25 protein-coding genes are annotated in these 20,603 nt (G+C 60.8%); 13 read left to right on the top strand and 12 right to left on the bottom strand.

The window, feature by feature from the left end:
• The first annotated feature begins 87 nt into the window (after positions 1–87).
• Positions 88–792 (top strand): SDR family oxidoreductase, encoded by a 705-nt coding sequence (locus G9X64_RS22055; RefSeq protein ID WP_168312850.1) that lies wholly within the window; start codon positions 88–90, stop codon positions 790–792.
• A gap of 93 nt (positions 793–885) precedes the next feature.
• Positions 886–1,455, top strand: coding sequence for a pyridoxamine 5'-phosphate oxidase family protein (locus tag G9X64_RS22050; RefSeq protein WP_168312851.1), 570 nt, complete (start codon positions 886–888; stop codon positions 1,453–1,455).
• A gap of 78 nt (positions 1,456–1,533) precedes the next feature.
• Here the strand turns inward: G9X64_RS22050 and G9X64_RS22045 are convergent, their stop codons facing one another.
• The 6 genes from G9X64_RS22045 to G9X64_RS22020 form a co-directional block, all read right to left on the bottom strand.
• A complete protein-coding gene (locus G9X64_RS22045; protein WP_047614066.1) occupies positions 1,534–1,791 on the bottom strand; it encodes a GlsB/YeaQ/YmgE family stress response membrane protein in 258 nt (85 codons plus the stop codon).
• A gap of 167 nt (positions 1,792–1,958) precedes the next feature.
• Positions 1,959–2,177, bottom strand: coding sequence for a hypothetical protein (locus G9X64_RS22040; protein WP_168315616.1), 219 nt, complete (start codon positions 2,175–2,177; stop codon positions 1,959–1,961).
• Positions 2,178–2,726: 549 nt separating this feature from the next.
• Positions 2,727–3,350 carry an ATP-dependent Clp protease proteolytic subunit gene (locus tag G9X64_RS22035; protein ID WP_168312853.1) on the bottom strand — a complete coding sequence of 208 codons (624 nt, stop codon included), beginning with the start codon at positions 3,348–3,350 and terminating at the stop codon, positions 2,727–2,729.
• A gap of 150 nt (positions 3,351–3,500) precedes the next feature.
• Positions 3,501–3,860: an SRPBCC family protein gene (locus tag G9X64_RS22030; protein WP_168312854.1), complete on the bottom strand. Its 360-nt coding sequence runs from the start codon at positions 3,858–3,860 to the stop codon at positions 3,501–3,503.
• Positions 3,857–4,171, bottom strand: coding sequence for an ArsR/SmtB family transcription factor (locus tag G9X64_RS22025; protein ID WP_168312855.1), 315 nt, complete (start codon positions 4,169–4,171; stop codon positions 3,857–3,859). The genes G9X64_RS22030 and G9X64_RS22025 overlap by 4 nt, the downstream gene beginning before the upstream one ends.
• A 157-nt stretch (positions 4,172–4,328) precedes the next feature.
• Entirely contained in the window at positions 4,329–4,922 is a 594-nt protein-coding gene (locus G9X64_RS22020) for a TetR/AcrR family transcriptional regulator (protein ID WP_265171537.1), read from the bottom strand.
• Positions 4,923–5,077: 155 nt separating this feature from the next.
• On the opposite strand from G9X64_RS22020, the gene G9X64_RS22015 reads away from it, so the two are divergent.
• From G9X64_RS22015 to G9X64_RS22005, 3 genes are all read left to right on the top strand, one after another.
• On the top strand, positions 5,078–5,467 hold the full coding sequence (locus G9X64_RS22015; protein ID WP_168312856.1) for a RidA family protein: 390 nt from the start codon (positions 5,078–5,080) through the stop codon (positions 5,465–5,467).
• Between the two features lie 342 nt (positions 5,468–5,809).
• On the top strand, positions 5,810–6,127 hold the full coding sequence (locus G9X64_RS22010) for a PepSY domain-containing protein (RefSeq protein ID WP_168312857.1): 318 nt from the start codon (positions 5,810–5,812) through the stop codon (positions 6,125–6,127).
• A 16-nt stretch (positions 6,128–6,143) separates the two neighbouring features.
• The gene (locus G9X64_RS22005) at positions 6,144–6,740 is read left to right on the top strand and encodes a general stress protein (RefSeq protein ID WP_171377381.1); all 597 of its coding nucleotides are present in this window, start codon (positions 6,144–6,146) and stop codon (positions 6,738–6,740) included.
• A gap of 130 nt (positions 6,741–6,870) precedes the next feature.
• Here G9X64_RS22005 and G9X64_RS22000 read toward each other — a convergent pair whose 3' ends face one another.
• From G9X64_RS22000 to G9X64_RS21985, 4 genes are all read right to left on the bottom strand, one after another.
• Complete coding sequence (locus G9X64_RS22000) at positions 6,871–7,773, bottom strand: NADP-dependent oxidoreductase (RefSeq protein ID WP_168315610.1); 903 nt, start codon at positions 7,771–7,773, stop codon at positions 6,871–6,873.
• 88 nt (positions 7,774–7,861) lie between these two features.
• Positions 7,862–8,260, bottom strand: a complete 399-nt coding sequence (locus G9X64_RS21995) for a DoxX family protein (protein ID WP_105005317.1) — start codon at positions 8,258–8,260, stop codon at positions 7,862–7,864.
• A gap of 32 nt (positions 8,261–8,292) precedes the next feature.
• On the bottom strand, positions 8,293–8,673 hold the full coding sequence (locus G9X64_RS21990; protein ID WP_168312858.1) for a glutathione S-transferase N-terminal domain-containing protein: 381 nt from the start codon (positions 8,671–8,673) through the stop codon (positions 8,293–8,295).
• Positions 8,670–9,518: a DODA-type extradiol aromatic ring-opening family dioxygenase gene (locus G9X64_RS21985; protein WP_171377380.1), complete on the bottom strand. Its 849-nt coding sequence runs from the start codon at positions 9,516–9,518 to the stop codon at positions 8,670–8,672. The genes G9X64_RS21990 and G9X64_RS21985 overlap by 4 nt, the downstream gene beginning before the upstream one ends.
• Positions 9,519–9,667: 149 nt before the next feature.
• Between G9X64_RS21985 and G9X64_RS21980 the strand changes: the two genes are divergently transcribed.
• The 5 genes from G9X64_RS21980 (at position 9,668) to G9X64_RS21960 (ending at position 14,102) form a co-directional block, all read left to right on the top strand.
• Positions 9,668–10,564 carry a LysR family transcriptional regulator gene (locus tag G9X64_RS21980; protein ID WP_210259705.1) on the top strand — a complete coding sequence of 299 codons (897 nt, stop codon included), beginning with the start codon at positions 9,668–9,670 and terminating at the stop codon, positions 10,562–10,564.
• Positions 10,565–10,737: 173 nt separating this feature from the next.
• Positions 10,738–11,787, top strand: a complete 1,050-nt coding sequence (locus G9X64_RS21975) for a sensor histidine kinase (protein WP_168312859.1) — start codon at positions 10,738–10,740, stop codon at positions 11,785–11,787.
• A 74-nt stretch (positions 11,788–11,861) separates the two neighbouring features.
• Complete coding sequence (locus tag G9X64_RS21970; protein ID WP_168312860.1) at positions 11,862–12,248, top strand: response regulator; 387 nt, start codon at positions 11,862–11,864, stop codon at positions 12,246–12,248.
• Positions 12,249–12,487: 239 nt separating this feature from the next.
• Complete coding sequence (locus G9X64_RS21965) at positions 12,488–13,138, top strand: pyridoxamine 5'-phosphate oxidase family protein (protein ID WP_168312861.1); 651 nt, start codon at positions 12,488–12,490, stop codon at positions 13,136–13,138.
• Between the two features lie 172 nt (positions 13,139–13,310).
• Complete coding sequence (locus G9X64_RS21960; protein WP_168313409.1) at positions 13,311–14,102, top strand: aldolase; 792 nt, start codon at positions 13,311–13,313, stop codon at positions 14,100–14,102.
• Positions 14,103–14,117: 15 nt separating this feature from the next.
• Here the strand turns inward: G9X64_RS21960 and G9X64_RS21955 are convergent, their stop codons facing one another.
• On the bottom strand, positions 14,118–14,468 hold the full coding sequence (locus G9X64_RS21955) for a EutQ-related cupin domain-containing protein (RefSeq protein WP_168315606.1): 351 nt from the start codon (positions 14,466–14,468) through the stop codon (positions 14,118–14,120).
• Positions 14,469–14,743: 275 nt separating this feature from the next.
• On the opposite strand from G9X64_RS21955, the gene G9X64_RS21950 reads away from it, so the two are divergent.
• From G9X64_RS21950 to G9X64_RS21935, 3 genes are all read left to right on the top strand, one after another.
• A complete protein-coding gene (locus G9X64_RS21950; protein WP_168313408.1) occupies positions 14,744–16,507 on the top strand; it encodes an adenylate/guanylate cyclase domain-containing protein in 1,764 nt (587 codons plus the stop codon).
• Positions 16,508–16,841: 334 nt separating this feature from the next.
• A complete protein-coding gene (locus G9X64_RS21940) occupies positions 16,842–17,519 on the top strand; it encodes a winged helix-turn-helix domain-containing protein (protein WP_168313407.1) in 678 nt (225 codons plus the stop codon).
• 48 nt (positions 17,520–17,567) lie between these two features.
• Positions 17,568–18,968, top strand: a complete 1,401-nt coding sequence (locus G9X64_RS21935) for a sensor histidine kinase (protein ID WP_168313406.1) — start codon at positions 17,568–17,570, stop codon at positions 18,966–18,968.
• Positions 18,969–19,090: 122 nt separating this feature from the next.
• Here G9X64_RS21935 and G9X64_RS21930 read toward each other — a convergent pair whose 3' ends face one another.
• Positions 19,091–20,431: an FAD-binding oxidoreductase gene (locus G9X64_RS21930; protein ID WP_171377378.1), complete on the bottom strand. Its 1,341-nt coding sequence runs from the start codon at positions 20,429–20,431 to the stop codon at positions 19,091–19,093.
• Between the last annotated feature and the right edge of the window lie 172 nt (positions 20,432–20,603).

Here is a 20,603-nt window from a genome sequence, read left to right as displayed (position 1 = left end):
GAAAACTGGTTCGCTCCCGCTTGGAGCCCATGGTATTCGAGAGATCAACGCCCGGCAATGGGTGCAAATCGAGTAGGGAGAGCGACGATGACAGTAGAAAAGGTAGCGATCATTACGGCTGGCGGCAGCGGCATGGGTGCGGAAGCTGCCAGGCGGCTGGCGGCCGATGGCTTCAAGGTCGCCATCCTGTCTTCGTCTGGCAAGGGCGAGGCGCTTGCCGCCGAACTGGGCGGCATCGGCGTCACCGGCTCGAACCAGTCCAACGACGACCTGAAGCGCCTGGTCGACGCGACGATGGAGAAATGGGGACGTGTCGACGTGCTCGTCAACAGCGCCGGCCACGGTCCGCGTGCGCCGATCACCGAGGTCACCGACGAACAGTGGCATACCGGCCTTGACGTCTATCTGATGAACGTCATCCGTTCGGTCCGGCTGGTCACGCCGATCATGCAGGCGCAGAAGTCGGGCGCAATCGTCAATATCTCCACCGCCTGGGTGGCTGAACCGTCGGCGATGTTCCCGACCTCGGCGGTCTTCCGCGCCGGGCTCGCCGCCTACACCAAGATTTATGCCGATACCTACGCGGGCGACGGCATCCGCATCAACAACGTGCTGCCGGGCTGGATCGACAGCCTGCCGACGACGGAGGAGCGCCGCGACAGTGTGCCGATGAAGCGCTACGGCACCAGCGCCGAAGTGGCGGCGACGATTTCCTTCCTCGTTTCCGAAGGGGCGGGCTATATCACCGGCCAGAGTCTCAAGATCGACGGCGGCCTAACCCGGTCCGTCTGACGGGATCGCTTCAACGCCAAGGAGAACAGCGATGTGCTTCAACTGGAGCGTCAAGGCCGGCGAGATAAAGAAGGCTGAGGCGGAGGCGAGACAGTGAACCTCGCCGAGGTCAATGCATCAGCCTGGGCCGAGCTGGAAAGTGCCGCCGCCGATCCGCAGTCGGCCTTCCGCTACCTGAACCTCTGTTCGGTCGATGCCGGCGGCCGGCCGCAAGCCCGCATGGTGGTGCTGCGGCGCGTGGATGTGGCACGGCGCATCCTGGAAATCCATACGGATGTCAGAAGCCCGAAATGGCAGGAAATATCGGCCAATCCTCGGGTCACCATGCTCGGCTTTGGCCCGCAGCCGAAAGTGCAGCTTCGCCTTCAGGGATCGGCCGAACTCCATGGACCGGCAAGCGAGTGCGCGACTGAAGCCTGGAGCTTGCTGCCGCGTTCGACGCGCAGCACCTATATGGGCGGGCCGCCGAGCGACGACATCGGCGAGCGGCCGGCAAGCGAGGGGAGGATCGCAGACGCCGATGGACAGGCTTTCTTCGGGATGCTGATATTCCGAGCCGAGACGCTGGACTGGTTCCAGCTGCGCCACGCCGACAACCGACGGGCAGTCTTTGCCTACGACCACCTGGGCGCGCTGACCTCCTCGCGCTGGGTCAATCCGTGAACCGTCGGACGACCACGCGTGAGCGCAACCCGAAAACGTGAAGAAGGCGGCCGGTTTGCGGGGCCGCCTTCTGTCTCATCAGGCCGTACGTCTGACCATTCTCGCCACAGCTATCAGGATGCAGGCTCCGATGAAGCCCGCGATCAGATAACCCAGCCAGCCGCCAAGGGCGACGCCGAAGAGAGACAGGATAAAGTTGGCGACGATGGCGCCGACAATACCGAGAATGATGTTCATGAGCACGCCCATGTTGCTCTTCATGAGCAATTCAGCGAGCCAGCCGGCAATGCCGCCGATGATGATTGCGGCGATCCAGCCAATACCTGCATTTTCCATGGCAATTCCCCATTGTGAATTATTGAGCGGCCGGCGCCGGCTATCACGTCTCGCAGGTCGAGCTAAACCGATTGCCAAGCGACAAGACTATAACCTTCGGCGGCGCCAGTTGGTTCCATAAGCCCCCGCCTCCAAGAGTTGGCGTGTCCCTCCCGATCTGCTTCGGGTCACTTGTCGGCCGCGGGCCAATCGTTCGCAGGCTCCTCTATGACGGCAACGTCGTCGTCCGCGGGGTCGGGATCGCGCTCAAGGGCTGCGCGCAGTGTGCCGATCTCCTTGATGATCGCATCGAAGACGTCCTGCTGCCTGGCCCCGGCCACAACGCAATCGTCGACGAGATGCTCCAGCTTGGCGCGAAGCCCGACCTTCCAATTATTTTTGCTCATAACCTCTCCTCCTCTGCCTGACAGTTCCCACCGCCGTTGATAGGCGGGCGGCGACTTCCGCGCTCAAGAGAAGTGCTGGTCGGCGGTTCGATCATCGCAAGATCCTGTTCAGCGGATGAGGTCGCGGCGAACGGGTAAAGGTGCTCGCCTGGCGTTTCGTTGCCCGCACCGAGAAATCGGAAAAACCGGTGCGTTCACCATCTCCGTCACGTCCGATTGGCACGCCGCGACCTCGGCGGGTTAACCGGCAGCCGCAGGAATGGTTCCGCCCGGCCGAGAGCCTTTCATGACGAAAACCTGCTCCGGCAGAATGCTTCCGCATGCCAGGTAAGGCTCTGAAATCTTAGGGTCAGTAAAAGCGTCTCGCCTTCACCTGCAGAGCCCGGATATGCAAGTCCGGCATTTATCCCGCTGTGAGCGGCCGCTTCGGGCCGAGCGCAGACGAGACGAGCGCCTGCGCCGCGCGGTGAAAGCTGAGTATTCGGCAACGGCGAGCGTCTGAAGTAAAGGCTATCGCGTCGGTTGCCGCGTGAGTTTCCCAACGCACGGTCACGCGGTGATTTCCGGCGCTGCGACTGTCTCGCGTTCTGTCAGGATGCGATCAATCAGCCCCCACTCCAACGCTTCCTCGGCCGTCATGAAGCGGTCGCGGTCCATCGCCTGCTCGAACTCTTCATAGGTGCGTTTACAATGCTCGGCGTAGAGCCGCGTCATGCGCTGCTTGGTTTTCAGGATTTCCTCGGCATGGATCTGCATGTCCGATGCCTGTCCCTGAAAACCGCCTGATGGTTGGTGAATCAGGATGCTGGTATTCGGCAGTGCGGCGCGCTCGCCGGGTTCGCCCGCCATCAGCAGGAACGACCCCATTGAACGGGCCGTCCCCATGCAAAGTGTATGAACCGGCGCGCGAAGATAGCGCATGGTGTCATACATGGCGAGGCCGCTGGTGACGACGCCACCGGGGGAATTAATGTAGAGTTGAATCGGCTTCTTGGGATTCTCGGCTTCCAGAAACAGCAATTGCGCGCAGACGAGTGCGGAAACGGTGTCGTTGACCTCACCGTTCAGGAAAATGATCCTCTCGCGCAGAAGGCGGGAATAAATGTCGAAAGAGCGTTCGCCACGGCTGGATTGCTCGATGACCATAGGGACGAGTTGCATCGCTTCGCGCATGGGCGAACTCCTGTAGGTTCGGATTTAAGGTGACTGGCCAGCTAGGCAATTCCAGGAAAAGTGCGAAGCGGTTTTCCGTCCGGAATTGCGTAAAAACAAAAGGCTAGAGCGGTCCTGCGCTTCCGTTAAAAGCTGAACCGCTCTAAAGCGTCAGGCGGCCAGCATCATCCACGGCCCATTGCTGTTTGCCGCTGGTGGCATCCGCAGGGCCAGCCTCGCATCCGCCAGCCCGTGAACGATCCTGAGTATCGTGCCGCCGTTGGCATCGGGCCTGACCTGAAACGTGACGATGCTCTCAAGGAAGGGCGGCTCATCGTCCCGCATCCTGTAGCTCACTTCCTCGCCCGGCGCCGTGGAGATCGGCTCGGCGTCTGCCAGTTGCTGCTCGGGCAGCCATTTGTCCCGAAAGGCTGGAATACTGACCGCCCGCCAGACTTTTTCCGGAGGGGCGTCGAGTTGGTATTCAAACACCAGATCTTTTTCCTGCCTTTCGGCCTCCGTATCGCTCATTGGTCCATATCCTTCAGCAAGGCCTTCAACGCATCAATCCGCGCTGGCCAGTAAGCCCGATACTTCGCCAGCCATCCGGCTATGAGCGCGAGTCCGTCTGGATCCACCTCGTAGTTGACGAAGCGCCCCTGCCGTTCCTCGCGGACCAGCCGCGCATTGCGCAGCACGGAAAGGTGCTGGGACATCGCCGGCTGGCTGATGTCCATGCCGTCACGCAAAGCGCTGGCGTTCATGCTGCCGCTCGCCAGCTTCTCGAAGATCACGCGGCGTGTCGGGTCGGCCAGAGCTTTGAAAATCTCGTTCTCGATCATGCCGATAGATAAGCACACACTTATCTGATTCGCAAGGCTATTGTCAGGCTGCGGATGCGCAAACCGGATGGGATATGGGCGAGCTTCACTTCCGTCCCTGCATGGGGTTATTCGGCGTCAAAGACCTCACTGCAAGGCTTGCCACCCGGCTCCCGGATCACAAAGGCTCCACCAGCAGACCTGCCGCCAGGGCATGGAAAGCCTCGACCGCCTTCGGCAGTACACTCTCAGGATCTTCGCTGGCGGCGATCCAGAGAGCCGCATTGAGAGCCGCGCCGCTCACCAACCGGGCCGCCGCCTCTGCGTCAAGCGGCTTGAGGATGCCTTGGGCGATCAGGCGCTCCACCGTGCTCTTGGTAACCTGCAGACAGTTGTTCTGGCTCGGCCACTGCGAGGGATCACCCAGCACCGCAGGTCCGTCGAGCAGAACGATGCGCTGGACTTCCGGATTGAGCGCCATCTCGATATAGGCCGCCCCCTCGGCGAGCAGGCCCTGCCAATCGTTGCCCGCGCGCGCCCCGATCTCTTGCGCGCGCACCGCCATTTCCGTGTCGATCTGCTCGACCACCGCCGCCAGCAGCCCGCGCTTGTCTCCGAAGTTGTGGTAAAGCGCGCCCCTTGTCAGACCGGCGTCAGCAGTCAATTCGTCCATCGATGCCGCGGAATACCCCTTTTCCGCAAAGGTTTTTCGCGCCGCCGCTATCAGCTTGACGCGGTTTTCCTGCATCGTTTCGCTGCGTTTCTTCGCCATTCCATTCCTCAATTTCATATACGAAGCGTATATGGACTTGACACACGCTCCATATACCGCATACTTCACATACGTACCGTATATCAAATAGGGCGCGAGATGTGAAGCGAAACGCCGCGCTCAACGGTCGTTGTCAACAATATAGAGAGATCAGAATGACCCAACGCGAAGCAATCTTTCCTGCCAACCGGCACGCTCTTTACGAGGAGCACGGCTATTCCGCCGCCATCCGATCCGGTGATCTGTTGTTTGTGTCCGGGCAGGTCGGCAGCCGTTCCGACGGAACACCCGAACCCGATTTCGAAAGCCAGGTGCGGCTGGCCTTTGAAAACCTGAAGGCCACGCTGGATGCCGCGGGCTGCACGCTGGATGATATCGTCGATGTCACCAGCTTTCACACGGATCCCGAAAACCAGTTCGGAACGATCATGGCGGTCAAGCAGGAGATGTTCAGCAAGCCACCCTACCCGAATTGGACTGCCATCGGCGTCAACTGGCTCGCCGGCTTCGACTTCGAGATCAAGGTCATCGCCCGTATTCCGTGAAGTTACTGACATTGCCGGGGCCGCATCCGACACTGCAAGAAGTGCCGGCAGGAGAGCGGCCCCGCGCTGCCACCCCTGGGACATTTTACAGCAGCACAACCCTAGGGGTTAAAGGACCAAGCCTCACTCCGAGAGGTTTCCTTGAAGCGCGCGTGGATCATCGGTTACTCCTCTGTTATTGCCTGCTTACATTGCCCTGGCGCCGCAGAGAATAACCCCGCAGCGCGCCGCGCTGCCATATATTTAGAAAAATCAACTGCATAATCTTGGGGAACAAAGATCTCCTCTGCGTGTTTTGACCGCATGGATCGTCATCTGATCCGCAAAATGGAGAAAACACCTATGAAGAAGATCGTCTTTGCGGCGGCAATTCTTGGCGCGTCTGCAATTGCAGCCCTTGCCCAGACAACACCGGCTCCATCTCCGGATGGAAATACACCTGCGGTTGCAACACCGGACACCAAAAACCCGACTGCGCCCGTTGAGGGCGCCAACAGCTTTACCGAAGCTCAGGCGAAGGATCGCATTGCGGAAGCGGGTTACACCGACGTCAAGGATCTCAAGCTCGATGACAAGGGGATCTGGATGGCCGCCGGCATGAAGGACGGCAAAGCCGTCTCCATCGCCCTCGATTATCAAGGCAACATCGTCGCCAAGTAACCCCAGGAGAAGCATGATGAAAACTGTAACCGGACTATTCGACGATTATTCGGACGCTCGCTCCGCCGTCAGCAAATTGGAAGCGGCAGGCATTCCCTCAAACGACATCAGTATCGTCTCCAACAACGCTGGCCGCATCGATCGCGACAATGACGTTGCCGAGGATGCAGCGACGGGGGCTGGCATCGGCGCTGCCGTCGGCGGCGCTGGCGGTCTGCTTACCGGACTTGGCCTGATGGCCATTCCCGGTGTCGGACCGGTGGTTGCCGCAGGCTGGCTTGCCGCGACTGCGGCCGGGGCTGTCGCCGGCGCCGTCGCTGGCGGTGCCGCTGGTGGCTTGATCGGTGCACTCACCGACTCCGGCGTCCCGGAAGATGATGCTCACCTTTATGCCGAAGGTGTCCGCCGCGGCGGCAGCCTGGTCACGGCCAAGGTCGATGACGCCCGCGCCTCCGAGGCGCAGGCTATTCTCCAGGGTTCAAACTGGGTCGACCCGGTCGAACGCCGGCGTGCTTATAACGAGCAGGGATGGACCCGCTTCGACGACACGCTCGATCCGTACGCCCCCGAGCAGATCGAGCAGGAGCGTAACCGGTATCGCCGGACGATCTAACCGGCCTTGACTTCAACCCTCCTTGCACGTCGCAAGGAGGGTTGACGTGTTCGTCCCTTGCCCGGCATGATGGACGGCATCAAGCTATCCCATTACATCAGCGATCGGTGGCCGCCGCCCTGTCTTACCCTCAATGCTTGAGCACGACCTTGCCCGGGGCTCCGGCTGCGACCGCGTTCTGCGCCGCACCGATCTCCTCCAGAGTGAAGGTATGGGAAATCGGGATGACCAGGAGGCCGCGCACGGCGGCATCCAGCACGGCGTCGAGCGTTGCCGCGTCGGTGTGGTGGAAGAGTTCACGGATGGTGATACGGCCTCCGGCGTTGGCGCCTTCCGGCACCGGAACGATGCTTGCAACCGTGCCACCATCACGGACATGGCCGATGAGGTTACCGGCCACCGGGCCTGCAGTGCTGATCGCATGGGCAAAGCCAGGGCTTGCGGTGGGGAGCGTGATGTCGAGCGCTTCGCCGGCCAGGGCCTGACCTTCGCTCAGCCGCTCGGGACGAACGCCGGCCACCGGCTGGGCGCCGATCTGCTTGAGATATTGGATGGCCGAACGGCCGACGGTGCCGAGGCCGCCGGAGACCAGAACCCGGTCGCCGGCTTCGACATCAAGCGCCTCGACAGCCTGGCGCCCGGTCAGCCCGGCCTTGACCAGCGACGCACCCTCTTCGAAGCTCAGGCCAGCCGGCAGCTTGGCGATGGCTGTGGCGGGAAGCACACCATATTCGGCATGGGCGCCTTTGCCGTTTGCCGCGAAATCGGCGACAACCCGGTCACCGACCGAAAAACCGGTGACGCCGTCGCCGAGTGCCGAGATGGTGCCGGCCGCGTCGCCCCCGAGCACGGCCGGCAGCGGAAGCGGGATGAACCTGGCCATGAAGCCCTGGCGGAGAATGAGATCGAAAGGATTGACGGCGGATGCTTCAATCTTGATCAGGATTTCGCCCGGTCCGGGCTTCGGCGTCGGGATATCGCCGATTTCGAACTGATCGACATCGCCGTAGGATTTGAGAAGGGCCGCTTTCATCGTGGTCTCCAGAATTTTGTCGTCGCGTTTGGGCGTGAGACCAGGCTGCCGGCAGGCAGCCCGGTATAGGCCGGTTCCCGCCGTTTAGCTAAGCCGTGGCCGGACGACGCGCGGTGTCGAGCGTCCATGCGCCACCACCGGCAAAGGCGATGTAGAGGAAGATGAAGCAGAACAGGATGGCGACTTCGCCCATGTTCAGCGCCGGCCAGAAGCCATAGGGCATGTGGCCCATGAAATAGGCGGCCGCCATTTCGCCCGAGGCGATGAATGCGGCGATGCGCGTTTGAAATCCGACGAGCATCAGAGCCGAGGTGATCACCTCGATGGCGCCGGCGATGATCATGATCGTCGGAAGCGGATAGGGCACGCCCTGAATCGGACCCGGAAATTGCAGGAATTTCATGGTCGCGTGTTCGAGGAAGAGAAGCGCGGTAATGATGCGCAGGATTGCGAGGACGTATGGCGTCCATTTGCTGGTATCGGTCATCGGGATTTTCCAAAGAAGGTTGATGGGAGGGTTCAGGCGGCGGATGCCGCCTTCTTCAGTTCCTGGTTTTCCTTCCAGAGCTTCATCGACATGGCGAAGACGCCGTCGACATAGTTCCGGTAGACCGTCATGCCGGCCGGATCGCGGCCTGCCTTGGCTGCAAAGAACGCAACGATGTCGTCGGATTCCGTGACGTATCGGCCGGGCTCAAGCTGCGCGGATGGAAAGCTCACCTTGTCGAGATGCGGCTGAAGCTCGGCACGGATCTTCTCCTCGCGGTCGCTGTCGGGAGCGAAGTCGCGGATTTCAACGTCCGAGGCCAGTCCCGATTCCAGAAGGAACAGGCGAACCTTGAGGCAGAAGGGGCAGTTTTCCTTGAGATAGACGATCGGCTTGAACGTTGCGCTGGTCATTGCGCATCTCCTATTGATTGAGGTGCGGAGGGAATATCGCCGAAGCGGAAGCTCGACGCGGTCAGGCCGCCGGCGAAATCTTTCTGGTGATAGGTAACAGTGCCCGGTTCGTCCTTGGCCGCACCCACCGCCACCATCAAGGGGATCAGGTGGTCTTCACGCGGATGCGCCGCGCGGGCGGCGGGGGCCTTCTCCCATTCGACAAGCCGCTCGGTGCGCTTGTCGAACGGCGAGCGGATCAGCGTCTCCTGCAGCCAGGCGTCAAAATGACGGGAGGGGCCATGTCCGGCCGTGCCCTGTATGGCCGACAGGTTGTGGTAGCTGAGGCCGCTGCCGATGATCAGCACGCCTTCGTCACGCAGCGGTGCGAGCGCCCGGCCGACCTTGAGATGCAGCGCCGGATCGTAGCCGGCATCCAGCGAGAGCTGGACCACAGGGATGTCTTCGTTCGGATAGAGCGGCTTCATGAGGCTGAACGTGCCGTGATCGAAGCCGCGGGTGGGGTCCGGCCTGGCGTCGATGCCGGCGGAATGCAGCAGATCCTGCACGTGACGCGCCAGCTCCGGGGAGCCCGGCGCGCCATATTTGATCTGATAGAGATAATCGGGGAAGCCGCTGTAATCGTAGACCATTCCCGGGTTGCTGCCCGAAGAGACGACAAAGCCCCTCTCCTCCCAGTGGCCCGAAACGACCAGCACCGCCTTGGGCAGATCTTGAAGTTCGGCCCGCATCTCGATCAGGGACTGCTCGAGCTTGTCGAAATTGCTGCGAAAACCGCCGGTCATATAGGGCCAGGGGCCGCCGCCATGGCTTAGGAAATAGGTGGGCAGTCTCGATGTCTTCACGTCGCCATTCCTTTTCGGCACCGCCGCTGCGGCTGAGTCCGGCGGATCGATCGCCTCAGTCCGCCGGTCTTGTTAGCGACTGTCTTGGTTTTCCCTGGATTGATCAATCGGCTTTGCCAACATGCATCATTTCCTCTAAGTTGATGATCATGGATACGATGTTGAGCCTGCGGGTGTTTTGCTTGGTCGCTGAGCTCAAGAGCTTCACCACGGCAGCAGGCCGTTTGAATCTGTCGCCGGCAATGGTGAGCAAACACGTGATGCATCTGGAGACGCGCCTGGGCAGCCGGCTCTTGAACCGGACCAGCCGGAGTGTCACGCTTACCGAAGCCGGCGCGCTTTATTTCAACCAGACCAGGCAGATGATCGAAGGCCTCGACGAACTGGAAGCGTCGATCGGCAATGTCACGGTCGCGCCGCGCGGAACGCTCAAATTCAGTGCTCCGGTGTGGGCGTCCAGTTCAGGCTTTGTCGATATTCTGGCCGAATACAACCAGCGTTATCCGGATGTCAGCCTGGATATGGATCTGAGCGGCCGGATCGCCAATCTGGTCGAGGAAGGCTTTGACCTTGCGCTGCGGGCAATGTCGTCCGAGCGGCTCGATCCGGGTCTGGTGGCGCGCCCATTGGCGAAGATAGAATTCCGCCTGATGGCATCGCCGGATTATCTCAGGCGCGCCGGGCGACCCCAGAGCATCGGCGAGCTGAACGGCCATGCGCTGCTTCGCTATAATGGCATCAATGTCAGCGAAAGCCTGCTGTTGGGCCGCCAAAACGACCGGCATAAGGTCACCTTCCGCAATGTGCTGCTGAGTGGCAACGAGACGCTTCTGCACCTGGCGGCTTTGCGGGGAATGGGCCTGGTCTTTCTGCCGGAATGGCTGGTGGAGGAGGATTTGAAAGCAGGTCGCCTGGAGGTGGTGCTTGCCGGGACGCTCGGCATCAGCAACACGCTCCATGCCGTCTACCCGAGCCGGAAATACCTTTCCGCCAAAGTCCGCACCTTCATCGATTTTCTCGTCCTGCGCTCGCCACAGATATTCTGACGCTCACGGAACGCCTGGCTCATCGCAGGGTGTGTCAGCCGCGATATTTAGCATGAAGCGATTACCTGTCAGGCGTGTTACAGTGCCTTTGTCGAGCTGAGCCTTCTGGCCGGTTGGCATTGTTGCCGAGTGATGACTTGCTTCGTGAGTCTCCGGCCCATGAGGGCCTCTCCATGCAAAAGATTCCCACAGTGCATGTCGAAGCGGCGAGCACTCTTGCCGTGGTGGTATCGTCCAATGAACCGCTGCTTTTCCTGTCCGACGACCTGAAGGTCATCGCGGCGAGCGCATCCTTCTGCCAGGCCTTCGACATCGACCCCGGGACAGTTTGCGGCCAAAGCCTTAGCGAAATTGGAAACGGCGAATGGGCGATGCCCAAGCTTGCGTCACTGCTGAAGGCCACTGCCTCGGGAAGTGCCACCATCGAGGTTTACGAAATCGACTTTCAACGGCCAAACCAGAAAACACGGCAGCTGGTCGTCAATGCACGGACGCTCGACGATGGCGACATCGATCATATTCGTCTGCTTCTCGCCATCACCGACGTGACCGATATGCGCGCCGAGGCTCGGCTGAAAGATGATCTCGTTCGCGATAATGCGATCCTGCTGCAGGAGGTCCAGCACAGGGTCGCAAACAGCCTCCAGATCATTGCCAGCGTTCTCATGCAGAGCGCCCGCCGGGTCCAGTCGGAGGAAGCGCGCGGGCACCTCCACAACGCCCATCACCGGGTCATGTCGATTGCGGCCCTGCAGCGGCAACTCTCGACGTCTAACGGCGGCAAGGTTGAACTGCGTACCTATTTCACTCAGCTTTGCCAAAGCCTCGGCGCGTCGATGATCGCTGACCCAGACAGGCTTTCGATTCAAGTGACGGTCGACGATAGCGCCGTGGACGCGGATGTTTCCGTTCGCTTGGGGCTTGTCGTGACCGAGCTTGTCATCAACGCCCTCAAGCACGCCTTTCCCGATGAACGACCGGGCGCAATCGTCATCGATTATCGATCATCCGGCGACGACTGGACCCTCTCCGTGACCGACAACGGCATCGGCATGCCTGCCGGCAGCGAAGCACCAAAGGCGGGCCTAGGGACCGGCATTGTGGAGGCGCTGGTAAAGACCCTGGATGGCGACATTCAGCTGAGCGATGCGTGTCCCGGCACCGCCGTCACCATCAGCCACCGGGAAAGTGCCGGTTCCCGCGACATATCTACGGCAGCGTAGGAACCGAATGGCTTCCTACGCGCTATCCCATTGGAGCCTGCGAGGCTCCGAACTCTAATTCAACTGAGTGAGTGATGAAAAATGGCAAGGCGGTCGTCCTGGTTGTCGAAGACAGCACGATCATCCGGATGGGAGCGGTCGATCTGGTACTTTCTGCGGGATACGAAGCGCTGGAGGCCTGCGATGCGGACGAGGCAATCGGCATCCTCGAATCCCGAGACGACGTCGATCTGGTTTTCACGGATGTCCAGATGCCCGGCACAATGGATGGCATCAAGCTATCCCACTACATCAGGGATCGGTGGCCGCCTGTACGATTGATTGTTGCATCCGGCGCGGCAATCCTCGAAGAGAGCAGTCTCCCCACGGGAAGCAGGTTCTTCTCGAAACCCTACGACAGCCACGCGATCACCGACGCAATGGCTCACCTGCTGTCGATCCGGAATGAGACTGGCTGCTAAGCCAAGTGTTTTTCGACTGTGGGGTCTGGGCGCGTAGCGTCCTTCCGGTGCAATCGCCAGATGGCGCGACAATCAAGACGTGATCCTCATCTGCGCTAGCGGATCTTGACAGGCCGTGGCGTCTTGAGGTACGTACATCATCATCCCGACCAGGCCAAGACCTGCGCTGCACCAACAATCAAGCCGAACCCGCGAGCGGGGCTGACCAAGCCAACAACAGAGCTTCGAAAGGCAATGGAATGAAGGAGTTCAAGGTCAATCCAGACTTCGCCATAACGGATGAACAATCTCTTCGAAGTCTGTTTGACGCGACACATGCTCTGGCCATACAGAAGTGTCAGGGCACCCTTAGCAAACATGCGCAAGCCTTTATCCGGCGTTCGCCATTCCTCTGTATCGGCACTCAGAATCTGGATGGAAAGGCCGACGTCAGCCCCCGCGGCGACCCTGTCGGCTTTGTCAAAATTCTCGATGAGCGCACGCTGGCGATACCGGATCGACCCGGCAACAACCGTCTCGATACGCTGGTCAATATTCTCGCCAATCCCACCGTTGGACTATTGTTCATCATTCCGGGGTTTGACGACACATTGCGGGTGAATGGGCGCGCCACTCTGACGACCGACCCTGAACTTCTGGGGAGCATGAGCGTCAATGACCGCGCCCCGAAACTCGCAATCGTGGTCGAGGTGAGCGAGGTCTTCATGCACTGCGCCAAGGCATTTCGGCGCTCTCACTTGTGGAACCCGGATCATTTCCAGGATCGCACTGAGATGCCGTCAATTGTAAAGATCATTCTGGATCAGACGACTGGTGCGCCAAGCGACGAGGATGCAATGCGCAAAATCGATGACGATCTCGAAGATGAATACAAGAGGACGCTTTACTAACTCGACGGCCGATCTCGACCGCCAACCATCTCGCCCTCAGAGCAGCCTACTCACCCAAAATATGCATATGAAGCGAACCATGTTTGTCTCCAGCCGGCTTGATGCGAAGCTGATCCGGGCGTAATCCAGGACAGAGCCACCCTCTCCTTCGACACCAATCTGAAACGAACCCATGGCGCACTCCCTCAACACAGCCCCCTCGCCCGCCGGCGGCCCCAACCAGCCCAAACTCGATACGGACGACATCTGGCAGGCGCGCGTCGATCTTGCCGCCTGCTTCCGGATGGCGGCAAGGCTCGGGATGGAGGAAGGGATCTGCAACCACTTCTCGGCCGTCGTTCCCGGCTATGACGACCTGTTCATCGTCAACCCTTATGGCTACGCCTTCGCCGAACTGACGGCCTCGATGCTGTTGATCTGCGACTTTCACGGCAACGTAGTGTCGGGCAGCGGGCAGCCCGAGGCCACCGCCTTTTACATACACGCCAGGATTCACAAGAACATTCCCCGCGCCAAGGCGGCGTTCCACACCCATATGCCCTATGCCACCGCCCTTTCGATGACGGAGGGCGATCCCCTGATCTTTGCCGGGCAGACCGCATTGAAATTCTATGGACGCACGGCCGTCGACCGGAATTACAACGGCCTGGCGCTCGACGCGCGCGAGGGCGATCGGATCGCCGCCGCGATCGGGGATGCCGACATCGTCTTCATGAAGCACCACGGCGTGATGGTCTGCGCCCCCAATATCGCCGAGGCCTGGGACGACCTCTATTACCTCGAGCGCGCCTGCGAGGTGCAGACGCTCGCCCTGTCGACCGGACGCGAAGTCCTAGGCGTCGCGCCTGAGATCGCGGAAGCGGCATACCGGCAAATGCGCGAAGGCGACCCGGAGTCGGCCCGGCTCCATCTTGAGTCCGTGAAGCGCACGCTTGATCGCAGCGAGCCCGAATACAAGCGCTGAGCCGCAGACCGCGATTTACGCGTGCGCCGGCCGCCAATGCGGATAGGTGACATAGGCGGTGAGCGCGCCCTCCTCGTGCGAGCGGATGGTCACCGCTTCGCCCTTGGGCATGTAAACGATCTCGCCTGGCCCGGCGGTGACTGTTCCGGCATCTGCCGAGACCGAAAGCCGCCCTTCCAGAACGATCATGACGTCATCGACCGCCATTGTCTCGGTGAGGCTCTGGCCGGGCGCGTAACGTCCATAGCCGATGGTGATCGGCCCTCCGTGCCGCTCGTCGACCAGATTGCCGACGGAGATGTCTGCCTCCTGTCCGGGGGAACGCTCCAACGACGCATCGGCGATCGTGAACTTACGCATCTTCATCATCTTCCTCCATTGCCGCATGCAGAGGTAGCGCGGAAATTTCAGACGCCAAGACGGATTGCAGACACTTGAGGAGGTTCCCGCTCTCTTGCTCCTCGCCACCGAGAAAGGCGGGCGGAGCATGCCGACACGCTTCACTCACACGAGGCTTTGGGATATCGATCCCGCGTGCCTTTTGGCCCGAGAATGCCGGTACAAGCGGCGCTTTATTGGACTTCTCCCGGCATCAAGAATAACATTCGCGGAAACCAACATTGAAGCGATGTCATTGTAAGATGGCTGAATTGCCCGTCCAACGTCGACTTGCCGCCATCGCCGTCGCCGATGTGGTCGGTTACTCGCGGCTGATGGGTGCCGACGAGAATGGAACGCTGGCGGCGTTGAGGAAGCTTCGGACTGAGATTCTCAATCCCACGGTGCGTGAACACGGCGGGCGCATCGTCAAGGTGATGGGCGACGGGGTGCTGGTGGAGTTCGCCAGTGCGGTGAACGCCGTCACCGCGGCGATCGAACTGCAGAACAAGATGGCGGAGGCCAACGAGCCGCTGCCCGAGAACCGCCGCATCGTGCTGCGTATCGGCGTCAATTTGGGCGACGTCATCGGGGACGGCAGCGATATCTATGGCGACGGCGTCAACATCGCCACGCGGCTGGAAGCACTGGCCGAGCCAGGCGGAGTTTGCGTCTCGGGCAAGGTATTCGATGACGTGCGGGACCGGGTGACCGTGCGGTTTCGCGACTTGGGAGAAAAAACACTCAAGAACATCGCTCGGCCGGTGCGCGCCTATGCTCTGAACACTGCGCCCGCGCCAGCGATCCCACCCCTCGCCCACGGAATGTTGCCGTCGCTCGCCGTCCTGCCGTTTGAAAACATCAGCGGCGACCCCGGACAGGAATACTTCGTCGACGGTATCGTCGAGGATATCATCACGGCGCTGAGCCGTTTCAAGTCGTTCGCGGTTATCGCCCGCAATTCGAGCTTCGTATACAAAGGCCATGCCGTCGACGTGCGACAGATCGCCAAGGAACTGGGCGTTCGCTACGTGCTCGAAGGAAGCGGCCGGCGAGCCGGTAACCGGCTGCGCATCACCGCACAATTGGTTGATGGAATTTCAGGAGCGCACATATGGGCGGACAAGTTCGACGGGGCCTTCGAGGACGTGTTCGACGTACAGGACCGGATCACGGAAAGCGTGGTCGCGGTGGTCGAACCAAGAATCCAGCTAGCCGAAATCGATCGCTCACGCCGTGAGCGGCCCGAGAGCCTTGATGCATACGATCTCTATCTACAGGCCTTATCGGATGTGTTTGTCTCGCGGCCGGAGGCCAATACGCGTGCGATCGCGCTGCTGGAGCGCTCGATTGCCCTCGATCCGGGATTCGCACCCGCCTTGGCGATGACCGGTCAAGCCTATCTGTTGCGGGTAGCCATGCAGTTTCCCGGAGCGTCGAACGCCGATGCGGAACGTGCGCTAGCGGTGGCGCGGGCTGCACTGGCGATTGCCCGCGACGACGCGATGGTGCTGAGCTATAGCGCCTTCGTGCTGATCCACATGGGGGCCGACTATCGCACTGGGATTGCCTTGCTGCGGCGGGCGATCTCGGAAAATCCCAACAACGCGACGGTCCTGCAACAGGCGGGCGTCGGAGCGCTGTTGGGTGGCGATCTCGGCGAGGCCGCCGACTATCTGCAACGGGCGCTGCGGCTCAACCCGAATGAACTCGGGACGCATTGGCAGTTGACCGGCATGGCGCATATCCGTATGGCCGAAGGGCGCTACGAGGAGGCACTGGATTGGGCGATGCGCTCGCAAGCGGTCAATTCAGGGTACGACGCCAATCATTGGATGCTGATCGCCGCCAATGCTTACCTCGGACACATGGATGAAGCGCGCAAGCACCTTGCTGCGCTCGAGAGTATTTCGCCCGGCGTCAACCTCGCTCGCATCCGTCGCGGTCAACACGCCATCGACCCGCACAGAATCGAGGTGCTAATCGAGGGCATGCGCATGGCCGGGATGCGCATGTTTGGCGATTGAAGTCTCTACCTGGAGTCGAATCTCTGCTTCTTGCGCTTCCAAAGCAGCTTTCGCGCCTTCTGCTTAGGCGTGACCGGCTTCGTTAATCCGCCGATAGATAAGGCGCTTGCCAGCGATCATGCCAAGCAACTGGTCGTGGCACTCGGTGTCGGTGATCTTGAGTGCGGTGCGGCGATTGTAGAAAACTGCTGGCGGCATCCCATGCAATTGTGCAGACCAGGCCCCGGTTGCGCCTGAAGCCACCCCCGCGCGCCACCTTACGAATCCGTAAGTTGTAGCCCAGCCGTCCTCTCGGCTAGATCTCGCCCCCAGGCATGCCGGGAAGATCAGGCTGATGCGAATCCTGCTCATCGAGGACGATACCAAGACGTCCGATTATATCGCCAAGGGCTTTTCCGAGGCCGGGCATGTCTGTGACGTGGTTGGCGATGGCCGCGATGGGCTGTTTCAGGCGCAGCGCGAAGCCTATGACGTCATCGTCGTCGATCGCATGCTGCCGGGTCTCGATGGGCTGGCGATCGTGCGTTCACTGAGGGCTGCCAAGGTCGGCACATCGGCGTTGTTCCTGACGTCGATCGGCGGCGTCGACGATCGGGTCGAGGGGCTGGAGGCCGGCGGCGACGATTATCTCACCAAACCCTTTGCCTTCTCCGAGCTTCTGGCGCGCGTCAATGCGCTTGGCCGGCGGCCGCCGGTGCAGGAGCAGAGGACGGTGCTGAAGGTTGCCGATCTCGAGCTCGACCTGATCCGGCGGGAGGCCCGCCGCGCCGGCCAGCCGATCGAGCTGCAGCCGCGCGAATTCACCCTGCTCGAGGTGCTGATGCGCGGCGAAGGCCGGGTCATCACCAAGACGATGCTGCTGGAGCGGGTCTGGGATTTCCACTTCGATCCGAAGACCAGCGTCGTCGAGACCCATATCAGCCGGCTGAGAGCCAAGGTCGACAAGCCGTTCCAGGTCCAGCTTCTGCATACGGTCCGCAACACCGGATACAGCCTGCATGCGCCTCGTTAGAACAGGATGAAATTCTCAAATCCAGTTCGCAATTTAAAGAATAAGAGCATGATGTCGTCCGAAAACCGTGCACACTTTTCGACATCATGCTCGAGCCTGCGCAGGAGCACGCCGTTCCGGCTTGCCGTCACCTTCGGCGTGCTCTTCGTCGTCACCTTCATGCTAAGCGGCGCGATCATCTATCACACACTGCGCCTTGGCCTTGAGCGGGATCTCGAACAGTCGCTGAACGAGATGAATTCGCTGATCGTTTCGACCTACGAGCCCAACGACACCGAGGATCTGGTCAACACGCTGAACAATTATGCGAGCTTCCAATCGACCTCCGACGGGCTTTATTCGCTGACGGACGCAGGTGGGCGCAAACTCGCCGGCAATTTCGCCGCACCCCGTATCCCCAACGGCGTCTATACCGTCACCTCCAGGGATGTCGGGCTGAAGGGGCATGAACGCTACCGGATGCAGGTCTCGAGCATCGGCCCCTACAGCCTGGTGGTGGCGGAAAACTTCAACGATGTCGACGAGATGCTGCGGATCGTGCTGGTGAGCTTCGAATGGGCGGCCGCGATCGTCGTCGCGACCGCGATCGGCGGCGGCGTCTTTCTCGCCGTTCGCGCCCAGGCGCGGCTGGACAGGGTGGCGCTGACCATGAACGACGTCGCCCAAGGCGCGCTCGACGCCCGCATTCCGATCAGCGGAAACGGCGACGATCTCGATATGGTGGCGATCCAGATCAACGCGGCGCTGGAGCGGCTGCAGAGATTGGTCGAGAGCATGCGGCAGGTGAGCGCCGATATCGCTCACGACCTGAAGACGCCGCTGAACAGGCTGCGCCTGACGCTGGATGCCGCGGTGGCCGGAAATGACCGGCAGGCCGATGTGTCGGCCCTTCTCGACGAAGCCAGAAACGAGAGCGACCGGATCAACGCCACCTTCGAGGCGCTGCTGCGCATTTCCCAGATTGAGGCCGGCGCCCGCAAGGAGCGTTTCCAGGCAACCGACATCGACGCCGTGCTTGCCGTCATTTCCGAGGTCTATGTCGATGTCGCCGAAGACGCGCTGATGGCGCTGAGGATTGTGGAGCGCTGTCCCGCGCTCATCCGCGGCGACCGTGATCTGCTGACGCAGATGATCGCCAACCTGGTGGAAAACGCGATCAACCACTGCCCGGCCGGAACTGACATCACCATTTCGCTGCGCTGCCGGGGCGGCCGCGCCATGGTCTCCGTCGCCGATAGCGGCCCCGGCATTCCCGCCGATGAAAGGGACAAGGTCTTCCGGCGTCTCTACCGGCTCGACAAGAGCCGCGCGACAGCAGGAAGCGGCCTCGGGCTCAGCCTCGTCAAGGCGATCGCCGACCTGCATTCGGCTGAGATCACCATGGCCGACAATCATCCCGGCCTCATCGTTTCGATCGGCTTCCCGCTGATGCCGGCGGGAGGATCCTAAAGCGTCGCGATCTTTCAGATTCGCGCTATTCGGCAGCTACTGCCACCAACTTTGTTCTGTTGAAAAAGCTAACGTCGGGTTCCGGGCAGCCTGGGCCGGCCTCGCACCCTTGCGGATAGGACTCAAGCCAACGGCGTGATGTTCTGATTGAGACGGAACATATTGTGCGGATCGAACCGCGTCTTCAGGCACGCAAGCCGCTGGTACTTCTCCGGGCCATACGCATCTAAAGCTACGACCGTCCCGGCATCAGCCTGCTCGTTGACGTAGTTCCCGGCCATCGAGAGCTGCGAAAGCGATTTGCCCGTGATCCGTCCCCAAGCAATGCATCGGTCGTCATCGGCAGCGACGTCCCAGACCGGCTCTGCAATCCAGTAGTAGCTTGCACCTCTTCCCGTATACGCAGTTGCCTCGTCCGGTACATCGGAGACCGCTCCGCCGAGCTGCAACACGTAAATTTCGGAATCTGGCGTTGGCGCATCGGCGATTGCCAGCATGATGGCGTCTATTACTTCATCGGTGATTTCCGACCAGAATCCTCCCTTGCAATAATATCGTCGTGACCATGCGAAGTGCTCGTCGTTACGGCTCTGCAGGCTGAGATAGGGCAGCTTGTCGACGCTCCCTATGCCGCCATCAGTAAGCGCCCCGAACGGAGACAGAACCGAGTGAGTGAGGGCAGCATCCCCTGACCAAACCGCTGTCACGCTGAGACCCGTGGCTGTCGCGGTGAAGTTGAGCGTAAAGTCGCGCGGTTGGCCATGCGCGCGGTCCCGCAGCGCCTGTAGGGCTTGCCTCATGTTGGCCGCAGGATAGCTCCATTGGCCGACTACGATGGAACCAAGCGGATGCATCTTGAACCTAAATCGAGTGACTACGCCGAAGTTGCCACCGCCGCCGCGGATGCCCCAGAAGAGTTCAGGTTCAGACGTTGCGCTTGCCCAAACCACGTCGCCAGCCGCGGTCACGATCTCCGCGCCCAGCAAGCTGTCGATGGTAAGGCCGTATCTCCTGCTGGCCCATCCCATGCCGCCACCCAGGGTCAGACCTGCCACACCCGTATGCGAAATCACGCCTGCCGGTACCACGAAACCCTCGGGAACTGTCGCGCGATCGAGATCGCCAAGTAGTGCCCCGCCGCCGACCTCGATCGTGTGCGTATCTCGATCGATGGCAATGGCAGTTAGGTCCGATAGATCGAGAACAAGTCCCCCATCGCAGGTCGAGAATCCCGGAAGGCTGTGGCCGCCGCCGCGCACTGCAAGCAGGGCGTGAGATGCCGCCGCTGCATGCACGACCTTGCGGACATCATCCACACTTTGCGGGCGGACGATCGCAGCAGGCCGTCGATCTGCGACACCGTTCCATACTTTGCGATAGCGCTCATAATCCCGATGGTCGGCGGTGATGATAGGGCAGCGGTGTCCTACTAAAGAAAATTCTCTCAGCAGTAAATTGGACATGTCGTGTCCCCCGACGCTCGCACAACTTCTAGCACACAGTGATCGGATCCGGAATATCCTTCGATCGAGTAAACGTCAGGTGGCAGTTGCTACCGAACAGGGCAGATTCGCTCCTCGCGCTTTAGGTCTTTGTTTTGCGCATGTCGTTATCGCAAAACATGGGGTAATCGCG

The sequence above is a fragment of the Rhizobium sophorae genome, from assembly GCF_013087515.1.
Classification (GTDB): Bacteria; Pseudomonadota; Alphaproteobacteria; order Rhizobiales; family Rhizobiaceae; genus Rhizobium; species Rhizobium sophorae.
This window is presented reverse-complemented; position numbering and strand designations above follow the sequence as displayed.